The following is a 17,282-nucleotide window of genomic DNA, read 5'->3' on the forward strand; positions in this document are numbered from 1 at the left end:
CTCGCCCAATGCAGGCGAAAGAAAACTGACACAATTCGAAATCAAACGTCTACATTTTTTTTGACGTCAAATTGTGTTGTTCCAGCAAGTGCCCGTAAACAATGCCTGAGGTGTCGAAAGTTTGTTTGGAGGCATGTGCGTTTGCGCAAATTGTCTGACGATTTGATATTTAAATATTAAATAGGGGTAAGTTTGTTTTTTGTCTAAGAGGTCTCACTTTTGTTGGACTTATTAATAGGAGTGCCAGCGGATTGATATCAGTTAAATGTGTGTTGAATTTGATTATTTACGACTGCTGCGCAGCCGAACGCAGCCTTCGGCAGCTGCTACAGGATTTTCGTACGCCGCGATCCTTGTAGCAGCTGGCGCAGCCTGCAGTCGGTGTGCCACCAATCACTACAAAATATGAACCCTCAACTCCCCGTCCGAATCTTGTTCCACACCCGCGTACGCACCCGGTCAATGTTCAGCGGCATCGCCTCGAGCGCGAACAGTTTGCCCATCATCTCTGGGCTCGGATAAACCTTGGTGTCGTTTTTGATCGTCGGGTCGATCAGGCTGTCGGCCTGTTGGTTGCCGTTGGCGTAGTGCACGTAGTTGCTGACACCGGCCATGACGTCCGGGCGCAGCAGGTAGTTCATGAAGGCGTAGCCGGCCTTCTCGTCCGGTGCGTCGGCGGGCATGGCAACCATATCGAACCAGATGGCCGCGCCTTCCTTGGGAATCGAGTAGCCGATGTCGATACCATTGTGGGCTTCCTTGGCGCGGTTTTCGGCTTGCAGGATGTCACCGGAGAAGCCGACCGCCACGCAGATGTCGCCGTTGGCAAGGTCGCTGGTGTACTTGGATGAATGGAAATAACTGACATACGGCCGGACTTTCAGCAGCAGCGCTTCGGCCTTTTTATAGTCTTCCGGTTTTTTGCTGTGGTGCGGCAGGCCCAGGTAATTCAGGGCGGCGGGCAACAGTTCCGGGCCGTTGTCGAGGATGGCAACGCCGCATTTCTGCAGCTTTTGCATGTTTTCGGGTTTGAAGATCAGGTCCCAGGAATCCACGGGCGCGTTGTCACCCAGTACGGCCTTGACCTTGGCGATGTTGTAGCCGATGCCAGTGCTGCCCCACAGGTACGGAAAGCCATGTTCGTTACCCGGATCGTTGGTCTGCAACGCTGTGAGCAATACCGGATTGAGGTTCTTCCAGTTCGGCAATTGAGCCTTGTCGAGCTTCTTCAGCGCTCCCCCTTCAATCTGTCGCGCCATGAAATGGTTGGACGGGAACACCACGTCGTATCCCGATTTACCGGTCATCAACTTGCCGTCGAGGGTTTCGTTGCTGTCGTAGACGTCGTAGGTGAAGGCGATACCGGTTTCTTTCTGGAAGTTCTTGGTGGTGTCCGGGGCGATGTAGTCTGACCAGTTGTAGATTTTGACCGTTTCAGCAGCGTGGCCAAGGGTCGCGACGAGTGCAAGGGGCGCCAGTGTCAGTGTCTTTCGGATCATGAGTCGATTCCTGTAGGGGCTTTTGTTATTGGCAGGCAATCAGAAGATCAAAAAATCAAAACGTAGGTCTTGCGCACGGTTTCCTGGATATCCCAGATGCCGAGACTGTTGGCCGGCAACATCAGTGCATCGCCGGCTTCTATGAAAAGGGTTTCGCCATCGTCCGGGGTGAAGGTGCAGCGCCCCTGGATGAAGTGACAGAATTCCTGGGCGACGATCTGCCGACGCCAGCGTCCGGGCGTGCATTCCCAGACACCCGTTTCGACACCATCGTCGCGTTCGACGCTGGTGGTCGAGGCCACGGCCACCGGTGTTCCCAGTGGCACGGCAACCGGGTTGGACTCTTCGAGCTTCAGGGTGGCGGTATTCTTCAATTGCGTGATGCTCATGGGCGTACCTGTCGATGGATAAAGCGCTGTTCAGTGCATGAAGCCTTCCATGAACCCCGCAACCCCGCTGGCCAGCTTTCGGCGCCAGGGTGCGGTGGTCGGGTTGGCCAGGGTCTGGTCTTCGTGGACGAAGCTGCGAATGATTGCGTTGTAACCGAGCCAGCGGCAGGGTTCCGGCTCCCAGGCCTTGAGCGTGTCGAGCCCGCCCTGGGGCATGACCCAGGGCTGGCGGACCAGTTCGGTATCGCGTTCAAGCATCAGATCGGCGAGGGTTCTGCCACCCAGGTGGCTGGCCCCGACACCCTCCCCGCCATAACCGCCGGACAAGGCGATGCCGCTGGCGTGATCACAGAGCATGTGCGGCTTGAAGCGCCGCGACATGCCCAGGTTGCCGCCCCAGGCGTGGGTAATCCGTACATTCTTGAGTTGCGGGAAGAGCTCGCCGAACAGATAGCGCCGTAGCTCCACTTCATTAGTGGTCAGGTCGAAGTCATGGCGCAGCTTGCCGGCAAACTGGTAGCCGCCCCGTGCCCCGAATACCAAACGGTTGTCGGCGGTGCGCTGGCCGTACGTCACCTGACGGCTACTTTCGCTGAAGGCCTGGCCGCGATCCAGGCCGATATCGTCCCAAGTCGCGGCGGACAGAGGCTCGGTGGCAACGATCAGGCTTTGCACCGGCAATTGATAGCGACCCAGCGGCGGTAACGTCGTCGCATAGCCTTCTACCGCCGGGACGATCCAGCGACTGCGAACCGAGGCCTTGGCCGTGCGCAGACTCCCCGACTGCCACCGCATGACCGGGCTGTTTTCATAGATCTTGACCCCCATGCTCTCCACCGTGCGTGCCAAACCTCGCACCAACTTTGCCGGGTGAATGGTCGCGACGTGCGGTGCATAGATACCGCCATAAGGCTTCGCAACTCTGATCTGTTGCGCCAGTTGTTCGGGGCTGAGCCAGCGGTAGTCACTTTCGGTCAGGCCTTGGCGGTAGAGATCGTCCAGATAACGCCGAAGGCTGGTTTCTTGCTCGGGGTAGCGTGCGGCGCAGTAAAGCACCCCGCCTTTGCGATAATCGCAGGCGATACCTTCACGTTCGACGACAAGTTCTACTTCATCAGGGATGCTGTGCAGCAGGTCAAATGAAGCGCGGCGATGGTCGGGAGACAGGTCGGCCAGCAGCCGGTCTTCACCGAGGATATTGCCCATCAACCAGCCACCGTTACGGCCCGAGGCACCAAAACCGGCGGTTTGCGCTTCGACAATGGCAATGTTCAGGCCCGGTGCCTGGCGCTTGAGGTAATACGCGGTCCAGAGCCCGGTGTAACCGGCGCCGATGATGGCCACGTCGACATCCAGATCGTGTTCCAGCGCCGCACGCGCCGCTAACGGCTCGTCGAGTTGATCCATCCATAAACTGATAGTGCGCCACGCCGACATGCAGGATTCCGCCACTCAAACTTCGATGGCGTCGATCCTAGTGCGTGAACTCAGGGGCTGTCTTGCGCGCGGGCACGCAAGGAAATTTGTTTGGCATAGGCCTTGGGCGACAGGCCGGTGTGCTGGCGGAAACACTTGTAAAACGCCGACAGCGAATTGAATCCCGCCGCAAACGCCAGTTCGTCGATACGCAGCGGTGGCGTCGCGGTGTCCAGCGTGCCGAGCAGATGTTGCAGGCGCGCCTGGTTCACGTAGCGATAGAAACTCTGGCCCAACACTTGATTCAACAGGTAGGAAATCTGATTGCGACTGTAGCCGCACTCCTTCGCCACCCTTTGCAGGTCGAGTTCGGGGTCAAGATATGGCTGCTGGCGCTGGAAATACTGCTGCAAGTCGTCGGCCATGAAACTCAATTGGCGCGGGGACAGCCCGAGTCGACTGACCGCCGGGCGCAAAGTTTTAGTCGCCGTGCTGGACGGCTGCTCGTGGACCAGCGTGGCGTATTCGTTGACCCGCCAGATCAACCCGTCGCGGACCGTGATTGCTTCGCTGGTGTGGAAGGACACCAGCCCCTCACCGCCACGCAACGTCATTCGGTACTGGATAAACGCGGTATTACCGTCCAGGCGAATCCGGTCCGAGTGCTCCAGCGCTTCGCCCGGATTGCGCGGCATGCTGACGCGCACGTACTCGCGCAGTTCGTCGAGCCCCATCACGCGGTTCTGGAAAAAATCGTGGTACTGGATGCCTGGGTGATAAAGCGCCATGACGCCGTCCAGGTCGCGGTGCTTCCAGCACAAGTGGTAGCGCATGACCGTCTCGCCCGTGGCCCGGGTTTGTTGCGGCCCATCATCATCGGCGTGCATAAAGGTCTCGACGGGAAAACGCCGAGCTTGCCGAAGTTCTCCACCGGGTTCAATTGCTGAAATACCAACCCGGCAAGACCCGTCGCCGAGCCAATGCGTGCCGGGACATGACCTCGATCATGAAAATCCCATTAACTGCCGAACGGCCCGAAAAAAATCACATGGTTTTCACATACCGATGCTACTTTTAAAGGCAGTCACCGGTTGAGCCATTGAAGGCTCTTCCCTCCTAACATGAGCTAAAGGAAGCGCTCGATGAAGAAGGCGGGCAACATATGAATAAAGGATCTTTCAGCAAAGTCACGTTTCCAAACGCCTGCCAGCTGATGCGCTGGCATTTTCATCCCATGGGATTTGAGGCGAGCATGGACGCACCGGGCAGCATGATCGCCCGACTGTTTGATCGTGCCAGTGGCGAGACCATGATTGCCATTGCCGGTATCCCTTGCGCAACGGTCATGAATGCAGCGGATGTCGAGCGAATCATTGAAGCCGTCGAGGATGAACTTGAAGCATTCATTCCACCTGTGGCCCTCAGAAGCTATGCCTGAAGGCTGAACACTTAACAAAAAGCCCACATCATGTGGGCTTTTTAGTGGGAGACGACTCAGGATCACGCCCCTTTCTGGCCGACCCGATGATCGGCGAAAAACGCTTTGCCGCTGCCGATCCGGTCAGATGCCTTGGGCATATTCGCCGCCGTGTCCTGCCCCTCGACATACCAGTAGCAATGACTGACGGCACGGGTGATGCCGACGTAAGCCAGTCGCAGGATTTCGTCCCTTTGCGCGCTGTCATAGGGCTCGCTGTCCCCGGACTTGCCGAGTCCCGCCATCCTGTACACCTGATTCTTGTACGGTGAGCTGGTCAGATGCTGGCAATCGCCGAGCAAGAACACCGCGTCGGCCTGCAAGCCTTTGGCACTGTGATACGTCAGTTGTTTTAGTCGGCGTGACTCATAAGGTAAGCTCGAATCCACATTAACTACAGGCTTAATATGCTGTTCAATCAATAACTTATCGCTGCTTTTTCGATAAAGCATCAAGATTGAATCACCCTTTCGGTAATGCTCCATCAAGCGCTGGGCCATGCCTTGATCGTCCCGGTCCAGGACGTTTACCGGCAATAGCGCTTTAGGCTCGCCGCTGGCTTTGGCTTTCTTGCCAGCGATGGCCGGTGCCGCGCGAACGATATGCTCGGCGGCGTCGATGATGTGTTGATGGCTGCGATAGTTGTCGCTGAGCATGACTTTGGTGGTGTTGGGCGACCGGAACTCTTTGTTGAACTCCATGAAGTACGTCGGCGAACTGCCGCGCCAGCCATAAATGGACTGCCAGTCATCCCCCACACACAGCAGAGATGAGCGTTGTGCACCGCGCCCAACGTGCATTGCCGGGCCTCGACTGCGGATCTCGGTCAGGCTGGCGCGAATCCAGGAGACGATTTGTGGCGATACGTCCTGAAATTCGTCGATCATCAGGTGTGACAGTGGCCGCAGCAGTTCATCGCTCAACAACTTCAGGTTTTCCGGTGAGTGCTCGCTGAACAAGGCAAACATCCGGTTGTAGGTCATCACCGGTGGTTTCTGATCGAGCAGATGATCTTCCAGCGCTCGCCAGAACAAGCTCAAGGCCTCGAAGAAGAATCGGTCGGGGTCGTCCTTGGCGAAACTCATCTGGCCAACAGCGTTCGAAACATCCAGACCGAGGTTTTCTATAAAACCGGCAGCCGCGACAAAACAATCGAGTAACGGCGCCGAAGCCAGCTCACCTTTGACCTTGTAATCAAAGCCCGGACCGGCGCTGGCATCACCTGCCAGCGAGGCCAAAACACGCTTTGAAGACTCGTAACTATCTAACCATATCAATGGTTTACGGCAGAAAGCTTGAAACAGGGTACGCTTTACTGCCCATTCTGCACGGACAGTCAACTTGGCATTCGGGCGGCAGACCTGCGGGTTTTCCCGCGGATCAAACCCCAGCACGACCCACGCATCGAGGCTTGGGATGTAACCGTGACAATGGAACGTCGCGCCGTTGATATCGAAGGATTGCCGATTGGGTTCGATACCCGTGATTGGCCAGGCACCCGCGCGAAACCACAGGTCTTCAATGGCGTCGCACAGTTCTTCATCGCGCCTGGCCGCCAGTTCGGTCACGGCCACGCGTTTTTGCACGTCGGGATGGTCGCGTTCCAGCTCCTTGAGCTGCAAGGCATGGCGAGACAAAGGCCTGATCAACTCGCGAAAGCGTTCATTGCGGGTATGCAACTGGTGATAGCAGGCATTGAGCTGCTGTCGCTGAGCGTCATTGATTCGCAGATCGAACGGATTGCTGTCGACGTCTTCGTCGGCGTTTTGCGTGCGGTTGCTTAGGTTTTCGAAGGCTTGCAGACGCTCGAACCCCGGCAGGCTGCGAACCATCGGCAGAATGCGCGAATGGAAGGTGCGCACCAGATCACGCGCCTCTTTGAGGCTCAGCGGCCGGCCCCACAGCGCGAACAGTTCGATCAGCTTATTAATGAAGTCTTTGCGCGATTCGCGGGTAAAGGTCACGACGGTCATCGAATCCAGTTCGAAGCCCAGATAGTGGGTCAGCAACAGGATACGCAGCACCAGCGTGGTCGACTTGCCGGCGCCTGCCCCGGCAATCACCGACGTTGACGGCGTGTCGCTGAAGATCATCTTCCACTGCGCAACGCTCGGCTGGGCATGGGGTGGCAGCAGCCGGGCCACATCGGCCTTCATGCGCTTCTTTAACTCCGCACTTAATGGCAGGCGCCAGTCGTCAAACAGATTGTCATCGACATTGGGCGGCCGATGTTCGGTTGAGCGCGAATCGCGGATCAGCAGCACTTGCCGGCCTTGCTCCAGCCCTTCGTCCTTGCCTTCCTTGAAGCCGTACTCAAACCCCGCGCTGTGACCGCTGCGAAAACCGTCGGCTTGCCCGTGTAGCCAGGAAGCGCGGTGCTGCGCACGCAGTCGGGTCAAGCCATGACCGAAGAACCGGGCGGCCAGGCGCTTGAGCAACGGCATCTCGGCCAAGGGACGAAGTTCGGGCGGAAGATCGGGGGTGTGTTGCGGCACGCGGGCTGACTCCAGGGTGTGAGGCTGTTGCGGGCTATGGTGTCTGCATTTGCCTTTGAGTTCTAGTGAAATGCTTACAGGTCATTGGCTTATGCGATGAAGTGAAGGCTGGATGAGAAACTTTCGAGGTTATTTCACATCAGTAAATTCGATGGTAATGCAGCATTTTTTACGCTTTTTATCGATGAGTACCTGATAGATGATGCTCGCCATTAACCCCCCTTTCAGGAGACGATCATGCTCGAACTCAGACCCTTCAACTCCCTGGGCGGTGCCCATCATGGCTGGTTGGATGCTCATCACCACTTTTCGTTCGCCGAGTACCATGACCCCAAGCGCATGAACTGGGGCAACTTGCGGGTCTGGAACGATGACGTGATTGCCTCCGGCACCGGGTTTCCAAAACACCCGCACCGGGACATGGAAATCATTACCTACGTCCGTGAAGGTGCGATTACTCACGAAGACAACCTGGGCAACAAGGGCCGTACCGAAGCCGGCGACGTTCAGGTCATGAGTGCCGGCACCGGCATCGCCCACAGCGAGTACAACCTGGAAGCGACACCCACCAAGATCTTCCAGATCTGGATCATCCCCAACGAATCCGGGCTTGCGCCGTCCTGGGGAGCCAAGCCATTCCCCAAAGGTGATCGTGAAGGTTTCGTCACGTTGGCCAGCGGCAAGTCCGGCGATGATCAGAGCCTGCGCATCCGTGCTGATGCTCGGCTGGTGGCGGCGAACCTGAAGGCTGGGGAATCTGCCGAGTATCATCTGGACAATGGGCGTCGCGCCTACCTGGTTCCGGCCACGGGTGTGATTGAAGTCAATGGCTTACGTGCGCAAGCTCGAGACGGGGTTGCGGTGGCCGATGAGCAGGTGTTGCGAGTGACAGCGATTGAGGACAGCGAAATTGTCCTGGTAGACCTCGCGTGATTCAGTAAACGCCAGGCACAAAAAAGGGGCGACCGTGATGGTCGCCCCTTTTTACTGTCTGGATTACTTGGCTGCGATGGCGCCATCCACCAGCGTTTGAGCCTCTGCCACCAACTGCTTGAGGTGGTCATCGCTCACAAAGCTTTCAGCGTAGATCTTGTAGATGTCTTCAGTGCCCGACGGACGAGCCGCGAACCAGCCATTTTCGGTCATGACCTTCAGGCCGCCAATCGCCTGGTCATTGCCGGGTGCGTGGCTGAGAATGCTCTGGATCGCTTCGCCCGCCAGTTGAGTCGAGGTGACCTGGTCTGGCGACAGCTTGCTCAGCAAGGCTTTCTGTTCAGGGTTGGCCTTGGCATCCACGCGCACCGAGAACGGTTCGCCGAGTTCATCGGTCAACGCGCGATAGGCCTGGCTTGGGTCGCGACCGGTGCGAGCGGTCATTTCTGCGGCCAGCAATGCCGGGATCAGGCCGTCCTTGTCGGTACTCCAGACGCCGCCGTCCTTGCGCAGGAACGAGGCACCAGCGCTTTCTTCTCCGCCAAAACCCAGGGAACCGTCGAACAAGCCGTCGGCAAACCATTTGAAGCCCACCGGCACTTCATACAGACGACGGCCCAGACGCTTGGCCACGCGATCAATCAAGCCGCTGCTGACCACGGTTTTGCCCACGGCAGCGTCGGCGCGCCAATGCGGACGGTTCTGGAACAGGTAGTCAATCGATACCGCGAGGTAGTTGTTCGGTGCCAACAAACCACCGGACGGCGTAACGATGCCGTGACGGTCGTGATCCGGGTCGCAGCCAAACGCGACGTCGTAGCGATCTTTCAGACCGATCAAGCCTTGCATCGCGTGGGTGGACGATGGGTCCATGCGGATCTGACCATCCCAGTCGACGGTCATGAAGCGGAACGTCGGATCGACCTGTGTATTGACCACGTCGAGGTCCAGACGGTAATGCTCGGCAATCGCCGACCAGTAGCGCACCCCTGCTCCGCCCAATGGATCAACGCCCAGACGCAGCTTGGCGTCACGGATGGCGTCGAAGTCGATCACGTTGATCAGATCAGCCACGTAAGTGTTGAGGTAATCGTGGCGATGGGTTGTGCTGGCTTTCAGCGCCTGCTCGTAGCTGATGCGTTTGACGCCAGCGAGTTTGGCCGCCAGCAGTTCGTTGGCCTTGGCTTCGATCCACTTGGTGATGTGGGTATCGGCCGGACCACCGTTGGTAGGGTTGTATTTGTAGCCACCGCTTTGCGGCGGGTTGTGCGACGGCGTAATGACGATACCGTCCGCCAGCCCCGAAGTACGGCCACGGTTGTAGCAAAGGATTGCGTGGGAAATGGCCGGGGTCGGTGTGTATTCGTCCCCTTCGGCAATCATCACCGTGACGCCGTTGGCGGCCAACACTTCCAGGGCGCTGGCACCGGCTGGCGTGGACAGTGCGTGAGTGTCGATCCCGACGAACAACGGACCGGTGATTCCCTGGGCTTCACGGTACAGGCAGATCGCCTGGCTGATCGCCAAGACGTGCCACTCGTTGAAACTCAAGTCGAACGAGCTGCCCCTGTGCCCGGAAGTGCCAAAGGCTACACGCTGGGTTGAGATGGCGGCGTCAGGCTGGCCAGTGTAATAGGCCGTTACCAGTCGCGGGATATCGACCAACAATTCTGCCGGTGCCGGTTTGCCCGCAAAAGGACTGAGTGTCATGCAAAACCTCTGAAATTGAGTGGTTCAGGAATTGGATCGCAGTTTACTGGCAGTTCGACCGCAACGCGATGTTATAGATCCATGAGGCTCGCGGATGTTATCCCGCGTCGCTCAATCGATCGCTTCCAGACGCAAGGCATCCCCCAGCAAACCCAACGCTACGCCAAGGTCATGCTCACCACCAAAGGTATGGCTCAGCCGCAAATGTTGCGCATGCAGCCCGCGCAAGCTGAATAATTCCCCGGGGGCCACCACTACCTGCTGTTTGAGCAGGCGGTGGAACACGCCGCGCACATCAACCTGACGTAACGAGCGCACCCAGATCGTCGCGCCGCCCTGGGGGTCGACGAAGTGCAACGCGTCTGCCAGTCGTTCCTCCAGCAATTGGGTCATCTGTACTTTGCGCTCCTTGAGGAGCCGGCGCAGCACCAACAAGTGCTGATCGATGCGACCATTGTTGTACAGGCGCGCAATGGCTTTCTGACGGATCGGCGACAACCGGAACGAGCGCAGCAGAAAGTGTCGCTGCAGCTCACCTCGCAGTTGCCGCGAAAGCACATAGCCGTAAGGCGCTTCAGGCCCGATAACCTTCTCGAATGTGGAAAACACGATCAGTCGGTCCGGGTCCAGCAAATCGCGGAACCGTGGGCCAGAGGGTTCAAATTCAAGATCGCCGTAACAGTCGTTCTCAAGCACCCAACTGCCGTGCCGCGCCAGCAACTGCACGGTTGATAGCCTGTTGCTTTCATCGACCACACTGCCGCGCGGCATGTTCAGGCCGGATGACAACATCATCAGTCGAACGGGTTCGGTCTCCAGCAGCGTTTGCAGATGGTCAAGGTCCAGGCAGCCATCCGCTTGTAACGACACCTCAATGACCTTGACGTCCAAGTCCTGCAACAACCGCAAAATCGACCAGTCGCACGGAGACTCCACCACAACCGTGGCGTCCTTGAGGCAAAGCACCGCGATCAATATTTCCAGCACACCCCGCAGATCAGCACCGATGTAGACATCGTCGGCGTGCCAGCAACGTGTCGGAGAGGAGGTATATCGCGCCGCCAGCGCTGCGCGCAGCTCCCGTTCGCCACAGGGTTGGGACGTCGGTTGCGGCTGGCGCGGATATTGGCGCAACAGTTCTCTCTCCAACAGCAATAGCGGGCTGTCCAACGGCTGCAGCAATGCGGGTTCGTCAGCGCTCATTACCAGCATTCCCGGTCGCCTGGCATTCACATAAACCGTCTCGAGCAGGTCATTGCCGCTGCACGGTGGCCGGATGAACGACACCGGAAGTGCGTAATAACCGGATTTGGCCACCGAATAGACGCGCCCTTCCTTTTCCAGCAGCGAATAGGCGTACTGAATGGTCGATATCGACACGCTCAGACGCTCCGCCAGCTGTCGTAATGACGGAAGCCGCACACGTGTGTCGCTGACCGGTTCGCTGATCAGATGAGTCAGGTAGCGATACACCGCCTGATAAGCGAAGTCGGTTTCTCGGGGGCCTTTCATGAGCGATGACTGCACACGATGGGCGCAGCCCGATGGATCCGGACGGGCGTTATCAAGCGAGGCACTTTCAACGCCCCGTTGACCGTTCGCCCGTCACGGCGTCAATCACCCTCATATCGGCTTGCAGCCCCTTGCCCGCAGTCTCGCCACTGGCCACCGGCCCCATGTGGTACAGCGTACCGATCAGGCTGACGGGCAGCCCGCTGACGTCGACCATCCATTGCAACACCTGCTCGGGCGCAGGCTTGCCCTGCATCGCGCGATGCAGTTCGGGTAGCGCCACGAGCATGCCGGGATGGCATTGACGCAGAAAATGCTCAAGCGACGCGCCTTTCTCGACAAAGGGTGCGAACAGTAAACACACCAGTTGAGCTTCGTTCAGGCAGAGGCATCTTTGGGCCTCGGCCGCCGCCAGTTCACGCTGATCTGGATTGCCATATGCCCGCAATACCTGCTCGTATGCATACTCCGGAAGGTGCTTGCGACGCATCATGACCAATTGCCGCTGAACATAGTCAACAATGCCGGCTTCATAGGTCCGACCCTGCACGAAACAGGCTTGTAGCCCACGCAGATGCGCAGAAATCGAAAAGCTCACGTATTCGTTATCACCCGACTGAGCCGTCAGCTCGTCAGGTTGAAACTTGAGGAACTCTGTGAGCAGCGGCCAGCGCTCCTCCAGATTGCTGACCAGCATGTCGTGGATGTCGATGAACGTTGCGCGGCGACACGCCTCAAAACGCTCTGCTGGACGCCATGCCGGCTGATCGTGGCCGGGGTAAAACTCGCGATAGCAGTCGCTGCCCAGCGCATCGAGCCGTGCGAAGAGCTGCTCATAGCTGGTCTCTGGCTGAGCCGACATCGCAAACCCCGCCTTCGCCGCAGCACGGTTCAATCCATCCATGAACTGCTTTTGCTGGCGAGGTGAATCGCTGCTGACCAAGGCATCGACACCGCGGTCCCAACGGGCAATTTGCCCATAGAACTCGCCGGTTGCCAGGTACCCGTCATCCCACAGGTCAAGGGGGTCGTGCCAGGTTCGACGGTGACCGACCATCAACAGATTGAGGCGATTTGATTCGCGACCGCCTTCGGAGATCGCCACGGCGTGATTGAACGGCAGGACCTCGCGGTTATCGACCATCAACACTTCAACCCGTGGATCGTCGTAGAGAAACAAGGCGCTGCAGCTGTGATGGATGTTTTCAAGCGCCGTCGAAGCGATGCTGTTCGAGCGCAAGGTCGCCACACGCAGCTGGAAGGTCGCCGGTGCGCGCCCGGCGATGCTCAATTGCGCGGCACGCAGCAACGCCAGGGTGTAACAACTGTCACGGCTCCCAGACTGGATCGTCAGCACCTTGAACTCGCCAATTCGCTCCATGCCACCGGCGGCGACCACCACGCGCTGAATCATCAACTGCAATGCAGTGCGCTCGGCCCGGGAAAAGAAACTCAGTAATCGCTGCAGTACTTGCTGATAAACATAGTTCATTGCCTGATCATGGGTATTGGTCATTATTGTCTACCTGTTACTCATAGGTTCGATGTCACGCAAACAACGCCATGCATTGCGCAATGGGTTGCCGGTCATGATTAGAGTGTTGCGCCTGATATCAAATGCTAACACTTAGTTTTTAGTCATTATTTGAAATGATTGCAGCCGACCGTTAACCCTCCTGACAACCACGCGCCTCCAAGCCCCACAAGCCGGGCACCGGGCGACGACCGGAGACATCCTAGGAAATATCCGACAACGTCCCACAGACAAGTAGCACGACAAATAAAGAAAGAAGTTACCTGTGTTTTTTCGGCAACCGATCGATAACTCATTAATAGTTGAGTTTGTATTGCCGGAGCGCATTGAAAAGTATCTGCCCGATACCTGGCCATAGCTCATTCCTTGAGATGAAAGTAATCATTCAATTATCGGGGCTTATATGATGATTAGAAGATACAGATTGAGGGCAAAAACCAGTTCAGTTGCTGAACTGACCCGTCATGAATTGACGGGAGCCTCATATTTTCGGAGGGAGAACGAAAAAGTCCGTGCAAGCACGGACTTTTATTGGGGCGTGTTACGCAGGTTCGACCTGAAGGGCAACCCGCTCGCGGCATGGGCATTCGTCCATATAGCGGTGTGCCTCGACAAACTCGGAAAACGGAAAGACCCGAGTCTTGAGCGGCAGCAGCACACGGTCAGCCGTCATCTGATTGATGTCACGCAACGCACGTTGCAGTGCGACCTCATCCTGGATGATGCCCAGTTCCGGCTTGCCGGTGAAGTTGCCGATACAGTGCACAAAGAACTGTATGTTCTTCTGGAACGCTGCACAGGCCGGGAACGGCGTCTGGTTGCCGCCTTGAAGGCCGTACAACACCAGGCTGCCACGCGGTGCGAGCACATCGCCCAGCAACGACATCTGCGGCCCGCCCAACCCGTCGAACACCACATCCACACCGCGGTTATCGGTGATTTTGTTGATCCGCATCAGCAGATCTTCTTCTTCGGTGACGATGACTTTCTCGGCACCCAGTGCCAACAGGTTTTCGCGTTCTTCCGCCGTTTTGGTGGCGGCAATCACACGTACACCCAAGGCTTTGCCCAGTTGTACGAACGATGGTCCGGCACAATGGCTAGCGTCAGTCACCAGCACGAACTGCCCGGGTTTGATGCGTGCCAGATCGACGTAAGCGAAATAAGCGATCAACAACGGCGTGTAATGCACGGCCGCTTCGACCGGAGTCAGCACATCCGGATACCGGGTCAGTGCCGAGCGCGGCAAAACAATCTGCTCGCCGTACACGGGATAGTCGTTCGGGCTTTGAGACGGGAAGCTGGCGACCTTGTCACCGACTGCCAGGTCATCGACACCCTCACCGAGCGCCGTCACGACACCTGACATTTCCTGGCCGATGCCTGCAGGCAGACGAGCATGGGACGACGCCAGGTTCTGGCGCCAAAGCGTGTCATACCAGCTGATGCCAATCGCCTCGACACGCACCTGCACTTCGCCCGGAGCAGGAAGTGCCGCCGCATGCTCTTCGCATTTGAGCACCTCGGCTGGACCAAACTTGTGAAAACGGATCGTGCGGGACATCGCAAACCTCGTCAAAGTAACCTCTAATGCCATGAACTCTATCTGGGCTTTCTACCCAAGACTATCAGTGGCTATTAATAGTCGACATGCCTGTCATTGATTCCGCAGCACCGGCGACATCATCAAATGTCGTGAAAATCGAAGCGGCCCTTCAGGAAAAACTGAATTACACGGTGCAGAGTAGCAGCCTTTCCCCGTAAGATTCATGCCGGCCATTGTTCTCATATGGCCGCTCTCGTCAAGCTTGATGACTCTGCCAGGACTCCAGATGAATCGTAATGACCTGCGTCGTGTCGACCTGAACCTGTTAATCGTTTTCGAAACACTGATGCACGAACGTAGCGTGACCCGCGCTGCAGAGAAGCTGTTTCTCGGCCAGCCGGCCATCAGTGCGGCGCTTTCACGCCTGCGCGGGCTGTTCGATGATCCGTTGTTCGTGCGCACAGGTCGCAGCATGGAACCGTCCGCCCGGGCGATAGAAATCTTCGCCCTGCTCTCCCCCGCGCTGGACTCGATTTCCACGGCCGTCAGCCGTGCGGCGGAGTTTGATCCGGCCACCAGCACGGCGGTGTTCCGCATTGGGCTGTCGGATGATGTCGAATTCGCTCTGTTGCCGATGCTGCTCAAGCGTTTGCGTGCCGAATCCCCCGGGATCGTACTGGTGGTGCGTCGGGCCAATTACATCCTGATGCCGAGCCTGCTGGCGTCGGGCGAGATTTCCATCGGCGTCAGCTACACCGCCGACCTGCCGGCCAACGCCAAGCGCAAAGTGCTGCGCCGCAGCATGCCGAAGCTATTGCGCGCCGACACCGTGCCAGGGCCGTTGAGCCTGGATGACTTCTGCGCCAGGCCGCATGCATTGGTGTCGTTCGCCGGTGACCTGAGCGGCTTTATAGATGACGAACTGGAAAAGCTTGGGCGCAAACGGCATGTCGTGCTGGCGGTGCCGCAGTTCAACGGGCTGAGCACGCTCATCAGTGGCACCGACATTGTGGCGACCGTGCCGGATTACACCGCCGAAGCGTTGACAGCGGCTGGCGGTGTCCGGGCTGAAGACCCACCGCTGCCGGTGCGCAGTTTTGAATTGCACATGGCCTGGCGTGGGTCGCAGGATAATGACCCCGGTGAACGTTGGTTACGGTCGCGGATTCAGATGTTTTTTGGGGATCCGGATAGCCTCGCCTGATCTTAAGTTTGGGTTAAGGCTTCCGGCCTCTTCGCGAGCAGGCCCGCTCCCACATTGGAATGCATTGCCCTGTGGGAGCGTGGCTTGCCCGCGATGGCCACGACTCGGTTCCAAGTCTGTCCTTTGCATTCCCCGCAACACTGAATTGTCATCAATTCAATTGATCACGGATTAGCCAAAGGTGCATGCTAGAGAGCTCGCCCGAGCCTCATATCATTCCGAATGATAGTTACCTTCGCTTCATTCGATTCGTGAGATACACCCTCGCCGCTCATGATCCGTCCATTCTCAATACATTGGCGGATGCATCCATGGAACAGTCACTCAAACATTTGCGCTTCCCATTGGCCATGTTGGCCGTACTGGTGATGAGCGCCTGCGGCAAGGCGCCGGAGTCTGCCGCGACCATGCCCGCGGCGAAGGTCAGCGTCGCCAAGGTGCTGGAACAACCGATCAACGAGTGGGACGAATTCACCGGGCGCCTTGAAGCGCCGGAAACCGTAGAAATTCGTCCACGGGTCTCCGGTCAGATTGATGACGTAGCGTTTACGGAAGGCGCTCTGGTCAAGAAAGGCGACTTGCTGTTCCAGATAGACCCGCGTCCATTCCAGGCCGAGGTTCGCCGTCTCGAAGCCCTGGTTGCCCAGTCCCGCGCCAACGCCACCCGCAGTGAAAACGAAGCCCAGCGCGGCGAGCGTCTTCGCACCAGCAACGCGATCTCCGCCGAACTGGCCGATTCGCGTACCAGTGCCGCTCAAGAAGCCCGCGCCGCTGTCGGTGCCCTCCAGGCGCAACTGGACCTGGCCAAACTGAACCTGAGCTTCACCCGCGTCACCGCGCCCATCAGTGGTCGTGTCAGCCGTGCAGAAATCACTGCCGGTAACCTGGTGACTGCGGACACCACGCCGCTGACCAGCGTTGTTTCCACCGATAAGGTCTACGCCTACTTCGACGCTGACGAACGTGTATTCCTCAAGTACACCCAACTCGCTCGCCAGGGTAAACGCGGCGCCACCACCCCGGTTTACATGGGCCTGTCCAACGAAGACGGCAACCCGCACCAGGGCGTGATGAACTTCGTCGACAACCAGGTCAACCCGAAAACCGGCACCATCCGTGGTCGCGCAGTCTTCGACAACGCAGACGGCAGCTACACCCCGGGCCTTTATGCGCGTCTGAAACTGGTCGGCAGCGGCACCTACTCCGCCGTGCTGATCAATGACGAAGCGGTCGGTACCGATCTGGGCAAAAAATTCGTACTGGTGATGGATGCCGACAACAAAACGGCGTACCGCGCCGTCGAACTGGGACCAAAGATCGAAGGTTTGCGCATCGTGCGCAACGGCCTGAACAAAGATGACACCGTCATCGTCAAGGGGCTGCAACGGGTTCGCCCTGGCTCGCCGGTCACCCCTGAAGTGATCCCGATGGCCAGCGAACAAACCCTCGCGGCCTTGGCTCAACAACGACAAGCGCTGGAAGCCAGCAACCTGCCCCAAGTCGCACCTGCCAAGGTCGCGCCGGGTGAGGTTGTGAAACTGGCTGCTGCGACTCCACGCGGTTAAGG

General features: G+C 58.0%; 13 protein-coding genes. 4 read left to right on the forward strand and 9 right to left on the reverse strand.

Features of this window, described 5'->3' with window-relative positions:
• Window positions 1–413 precede the first annotated feature (413 nt).
• From AB4N43_RS02840 to AB4N43_RS02855, 4 genes are read right to left on the reverse strand one after another with little or no spacing between them, the layout of a single operon-like run.
• The gene (locus AB4N43_RS02840) at window positions 414–1,499 is read right to left on the reverse strand and encodes a polyamine ABC transporter substrate-binding protein (protein ID WP_027923215.1); all 1,086 of its coding nucleotides are present in this window, start codon (window positions 1,497–1,499) and stop codon (window positions 414–416) included.
• Between the two features lie 47 nt (window positions 1,500–1,546).
• Window positions 1,547–1,888, reverse strand: coding sequence for a cupin domain-containing protein (locus AB4N43_RS02845; protein WP_027923216.1), 342 nt, complete (start codon window positions 1,886–1,888; stop codon window positions 1,547–1,549).
• Between the two features lie 30 nt (window positions 1,889–1,918).
• Window positions 1,919–3,325: an NAD(P)/FAD-dependent oxidoreductase gene (locus AB4N43_RS02850; protein ID WP_460153106.1), complete on the reverse strand. Its 1,407-nt coding sequence runs from the start codon at window positions 3,323–3,325 to the stop codon at window positions 1,919–1,921.
• Between the two features lie 50 nt (window positions 3,326–3,375).
• On the reverse strand, window positions 3,376–4,191 hold the full coding sequence (locus AB4N43_RS02855) for a helix-turn-helix domain-containing protein (RefSeq protein ID WP_059182986.1): 816 nt from the start codon (window positions 4,189–4,191) through the stop codon (window positions 3,376–3,378).
• Window positions 4,192–4,466: 275 nt separating this feature from the next.
• Here AB4N43_RS02855 and AB4N43_RS02860 point away from each other — a divergent pair, with 275 nt between their 5' ends.
• Complete coding sequence (locus AB4N43_RS02860; protein ID WP_027923219.1) at window positions 4,467–4,742, forward strand: DUF1652 domain-containing protein; 276 nt, start codon at window positions 4,467–4,469, stop codon at window positions 4,740–4,742.
• Between the two features lie 62 nt (window positions 4,743–4,804).
• On the opposite strand, the gene AB4N43_RS02865 is transcribed toward AB4N43_RS02860, so the two are convergent.
• Window positions 4,805–7,276, reverse strand: coding sequence for a UvrD-helicase domain-containing protein (locus AB4N43_RS02865; RefSeq protein WP_460153108.1), 2,472 nt, complete (start codon window positions 7,274–7,276; stop codon window positions 4,805–4,807).
• Between the two features lie 237 nt (window positions 7,277–7,513).
• Here AB4N43_RS02865 and AB4N43_RS02870 point away from each other — a divergent pair, with 237 nt between their 5' ends.
• Complete coding sequence (locus AB4N43_RS02870) at window positions 7,514–8,209, forward strand: pirin family protein (RefSeq protein WP_027923221.1); 696 nt, start codon at window positions 7,514–7,516, stop codon at window positions 8,207–8,209.
• Between the two features lie 63 nt (window positions 8,210–8,272).
• Here the strand turns inward: AB4N43_RS02870 and pgm are convergent, their stop codons facing one another.
• From pgm to AB4N43_RS02890, 4 genes are all read right to left on the reverse strand, one after another.
• A complete protein-coding gene (gene pgm / locus AB4N43_RS02875) occupies window positions 8,273–9,919 on the reverse strand; it encodes a phosphoglucomutase (alpha-D-glucose-1,6-bisphosphate-dependent) (RefSeq protein ID WP_027923222.1) in 1,647 nt (548 codons plus the stop codon).
• A 111-nt stretch (window positions 9,920–10,030) separates the two neighbouring features.
• Window positions 10,031–11,431, reverse strand: a complete 1,401-nt coding sequence (locus AB4N43_RS02880) for an aminotransferase-like domain-containing protein (protein ID WP_460153110.1) — start codon at window positions 11,429–11,431, stop codon at window positions 10,031–10,033.
• 67 nt (window positions 11,432–11,498) lie between these two features.
• Complete coding sequence (locus tag AB4N43_RS02885; RefSeq protein WP_032833481.1) at window positions 11,499–12,947, reverse strand: hypothetical protein; 1,449 nt, start codon at window positions 12,945–12,947, stop codon at window positions 11,499–11,501.
• A gap of 559 nt (window positions 12,948–13,506) precedes the next feature.
• Window positions 13,507–14,529, reverse strand: a complete 1,023-nt coding sequence (locus tag AB4N43_RS02890; RefSeq protein WP_027923225.1) for a zinc-dependent alcohol dehydrogenase family protein — start codon at window positions 14,527–14,529, stop codon at window positions 13,507–13,509.
• A gap of 268 nt (window positions 14,530–14,797) precedes the next feature.
• Here AB4N43_RS02890 and AB4N43_RS02895 point away from each other — a divergent pair, with 268 nt between their 5' ends.
• On the forward strand, window positions 14,798–15,715 hold the full coding sequence (locus AB4N43_RS02895; RefSeq protein ID WP_059182990.1) for a LysR family transcriptional regulator: 918 nt from the start codon (window positions 14,798–14,800) through the stop codon (window positions 15,713–15,715).
• A gap of 311 nt (window positions 15,716–16,026) precedes the next feature.
• A complete protein-coding gene (gene mexE, locus AB4N43_RS02900) occupies window positions 16,027–17,280 on the forward strand; it encodes a multidrug efflux RND transporter periplasmic adaptor subunit MexE (protein ID WP_059182991.1) in 1,254 nt (417 codons plus the stop codon).
• Window positions 17,281–17,282 lie beyond the last annotated feature (2 nt).

Source organism: Pseudomonas sp. S2_B07 (assembly GCF_054668435.1).

What these genes read in the sequence shown, in the direction of transcription:
- AB4N43_RS02880 (WP_460153110.1), bottom strand. Translation starts at nt 11,431, where the DNA reads ATGAAAGGCCCCCGAGAAACCGACTTCGCTTATCAGGCGGTGTATCGC.
- AB4N43_RS02845 (WP_027923216.1), bottom strand. Translation starts at nt 1,888, where the DNA reads ATGAGCATCACGCAATTGAAGAATACCGCCACCCTGAAGCTCGAAGAG.
- pgm (WP_027923222.1), bottom strand. Translation starts at nt 9,919, where the DNA reads ATGACACTCAGTCCTTTTGCGGGCAAACCGGCACCGGCAGAATTGTTG.
- AB4N43_RS02870 (WP_027923221.1), top strand. Translation starts at nt 7,514, where the DNA reads ATGCTCGAACTCAGACCCTTCAACTCCCTGGGCGGTGCCCATCATGGC.
- AB4N43_RS02855 (WP_059182986.1), bottom strand. Translation starts at nt 4,191, where the DNA reads ATGCACGCCGATGATGATGGGCCGCAACAAACCCGGGCCACGGGCGAG.
- mexE (WP_059182991.1), top strand. Translation starts at nt 16,027, where the DNA reads ATGGAACAGTCACTCAAACATTTGCGCTTCCCATTGGCCATGTTGGCC.
- AB4N43_RS02860 (WP_027923219.1), top strand. Translation starts at nt 4,467, where the DNA reads ATGAATAAAGGATCTTTCAGCAAAGTCACGTTTCCAAACGCCTGCCAG.
- AB4N43_RS02890 (WP_027923225.1), bottom strand. Translation starts at nt 14,529, where the DNA reads ATGTCCCGCACGATCCGTTTTCACAAGTTTGGTCCAGCCGAGGTGCTC.
- AB4N43_RS02885 (WP_032833481.1), bottom strand. Translation starts at nt 12,947, where the DNA reads ATGACCAATACCCATGATCAGGCAATGAACTATGTTTATCAGCAAGTA.
- AB4N43_RS02850 (WP_460153106.1), bottom strand. Translation starts at nt 3,325, where the DNA reads ATGTCGGCGTGGCGCACTATCAGTTTATGGATGGATCAACTCGACGAG.
- AB4N43_RS02895 (WP_059182990.1), top strand. Translation starts at nt 14,798, where the DNA reads ATGAATCGTAATGACCTGCGTCGTGTCGACCTGAACCTGTTAATCGTT.
- AB4N43_RS02840 (WP_027923215.1), bottom strand. Translation starts at nt 1,499, where the DNA reads ATGATCCGAAAGACACTGACACTGGCGCCCCTTGCACTCGTCGCGACC.